Source organism: Streptomyces sp. NPDC058239 (genome assembly GCF_042882185.1).
Classification (GTDB): Bacteria; Actinomycetota; Actinomycetes; order Streptomycetales; family Streptomycetaceae; genus Streptomyces.
This window is the reverse complement of record NZ_JBHVWS010000137.1, coordinates 1-2,495: the sequence shown is the minus strand read 5'-3', so window position 1 is coordinate 2,495 and position 2,495 is coordinate 1. Positions and strand designations below refer to the sequence as shown.

The 2,495-nt window shown below is 69.4% G+C and carries 4 protein-coding genes; all 4 read right to left on the bottom strand.

Features of this window, described 5'->3' with window-relative positions:
* Nucleotides 1–269: transposase (locus ACFVYE_RS47205; RefSeq protein WP_389609762.1), on the bottom strand; the 269-nt coding region annotated here is incomplete at its 3' end.
* 120 nt (nucleotides 270–389) lie between these two features.
* Nucleotides 390–1,379: a phosphatase PAP2 family protein gene (locus ACFVYE_RS47200; RefSeq protein ID WP_389609760.1), complete on the bottom strand. Its 990-nt coding sequence runs from the start codon at nucleotides 1,377–1,379 to the stop codon at nucleotides 390–392.
* A 94-nt stretch (nucleotides 1,380–1,473) separates the two neighbouring features.
* The gene (locus ACFVYE_RS47195; RefSeq protein ID WP_389609758.1) at nucleotides 1,474–1,986 is read right to left on the bottom strand and encodes a hypothetical protein; all 513 of its coding nucleotides are present in this window, start codon (nucleotides 1,984–1,986) and stop codon (nucleotides 1,474–1,476) included.
* A complete protein-coding gene (locus tag ACFVYE_RS47190) occupies nucleotides 1,883–2,245 on the bottom strand; it encodes a PadR family transcriptional regulator (protein ID WP_389609756.1) in 363 nt (120 codons plus the stop codon). Before ACFVYE_RS47190 ends, ACFVYE_RS47195 begins: the two co-directional genes overlap by 104 nt.
* Nucleotides 2,246–2,495 lie beyond the last annotated feature (250 nt).

The window sequence follows — 2,495 nt, the reverse complement described above, 5'->3', positions numbered from 1 at the left end:
AGGGTGAAGGTCTTGGGCCGGCCGCCTTTGTACTTGGGGTAGAGCGAGTCGAAGCCGTCGGTATTGAAGTTGTGGATCACGTCCCGGATCCGGTCCACACTGGTGAACGTCACCTCGGCGATCTTCGCCACGAGCATGCCCTGCGCGGATAACAGCACCATCTGGGCCCGCCGCCAGGTCACCACGGAACCGGTGCCTCTGCGGATGATCTGCAGCAACCGCCTGCCCTCGTCGTCATCGATCTCCCGGACCCGCACGCGTTCAGCCACGTGATCATTCTGGCCGTCCGGTGCCGCCCGGTTGCCGCGCCGGGCGACACCGGCTTGTTGACCGGAGTACGGGAGGACACACAGGGCGGGAGTGCATCCCCGCTCGGGCGTCGACGGCTTCTACGACTGGGCGGTGGCGTCGGACCGCTGCTTTGTCAGGATGCGCCGGTTCCCGCCCGGAGCCGGCCGGGGTGGTCTGTCCAGTGCGGGGCGTGTGCGGCGTGCGGTGTGTGCGGGCCGCCCGACTGCGGCGTACCAGACCAGGGCCGCACATATGAAGGCCGTCGCCGCGGAGACCAGTGACCTTGTGAGGGTGTCGTTCCGTGCGCCGGAAACGAGGGCGACGGCCAGTGCCAGCGTCAGGGTGATGACGGGCAGCGCACGGGGGCTCCGCATGGCGCCTGGCGCGGCGGCTGGCGGCAGCAGCCAGGTTGCGAGGCCGTAACAGGCACAGGCCAACAGTGTGGCTCCCAGCACTTCGCTGGGCCGGTGGCCGCCCATAGTCGCGCTGGCGGCGGCGATGCAGGCGAGCCACAGCACACCGGCCGTGGCGACGTAGGGGCGGATGCGGGGGGAAACCACGAGGACGGCGGCGAGGGTCAGCGCGGCGGGGATGGCCGTGTGCCCGCTGGGGAAACCCTGATCAAGGAGATTCTCGGGCGCGCCCACCAGATCGGGGCGGGGCAGGATGGTCGATTTGAGCACCTCCTTGCCTCCGGTCGTGAGAATGACGACCCCGAGCGCCGCGCACCCCTGCCGCCAGCACCGCCGCACCAGGGTGAGGACCACGATGACGGCCAGGCCCGCCATCAGGGTGGGCTTGGCACTCAATTCCATCGGCGGCAGGGGCGTCGAGCCGTAGGCCGCTCCTGACAGGGGGTAGATCCATGCTTCTTCGCCGCCCTGTTTACCGAGATCAAACAGGGCGTTCTCAGCTCGTTGCCCCCACGGGGTGCAGATGGCGAGCAGGTAGACCGTCAGGAACCCCAGGGTGTACAGCAGAGCCGGCATCCACGGCCGTGTCGTACGCGACGGGCTGGGGTCTTCGGGGGCCTGCCTTGAGGCCCCCGGACGGTGCGCGGGTAGGGACGGGGAATCGTGCTGAGTCATCGTTCTGTTTCTTCCGTTGGGGGGAGTTCGGTCACGCACGTCTTGCGGCACGACGTGGGCCGCCGGGCTCGGTCGGCCCACCGGGGGTCCGCTCCTATTCGGCGAGCGCCCGGTTCTCCCGGCGCTGGGCGTTGATCGCCAGGACCGGGAGGGGTGCGATCAGGAGAAGGAGGACGACCAGGTCCGGAAGGGACTGCATGAACGCGTCCGGCTGGACGACGATCGCCTGCGTGCGGATGAACGCGACCGCCGCGACGGGGATCAGCCACCGGTAGTCGCCGGTGGCGGCCGTCGCCACCCACGCGGCGATCAGCGCCGCGACTTCGAGGACGAACAGGCCGCGTTGGAAGGCCGGACTGACGGAGATGATGTGCAGGCCCCCGGCCACGAACATGGCGAGCACGACGGGGGCCAGCCAGCGGTACGAGCGGCGTCGCAGACGGCTGGGACGGCAGAGCGCCAGCACGGCGCACGCGGCGCACAGTGCCCCCGAGAGCACCAGGTCACGGGCCGTTGTCGGGGCGCCCAGCCCGTAGTAGCCCAGGCCCGCCTTGCCCTCGTCGCCGAAGAGGGTGCGGCCGTGGGACGTGGCGCCGGCCCAGATCATGGCTGCTGCGGCCGGCAGCGCGATCCACGTAGTAGCGCCGCGCCCGCCCGTCCACGATCACCTCATGGCTGGCGGCCACCAGCCCGGCCCGCTCCATCCGCTCCAGCGCGCCGTAGAGAGTGCCGACAGCGATCCGGAGCCGCCCGTCCGTGGCCTGCTCGGCAGCCTTGATGATGCCGTAACCGTGCAACGGACCATCCATGAGTGCAGCAAGGATGAAGTACTGCGGTTCCGTCAAGGGCGGATTCTGTCTGGTCATGCATCGAGCATATATCGAGCTACGAAATATATCTGTCAGCCCTGGGTGGTCACCGGCAGCGCCTCCACGCCCGCGGCGAGCGTCACCCTCTCCCGGCCGGCGGGCGCGACGGAGGTCTCCTCGACGCACCCGCGCGGCGTTGGCGGATGCTCACCGCGACCTGGTCCGGGCCGAGCGGAATGTCATTCCCACCGTGTCCGCCGGACCTGTCTCGCCTCCGTTGAATCTTCCATGGACCAGACTCTGTTCG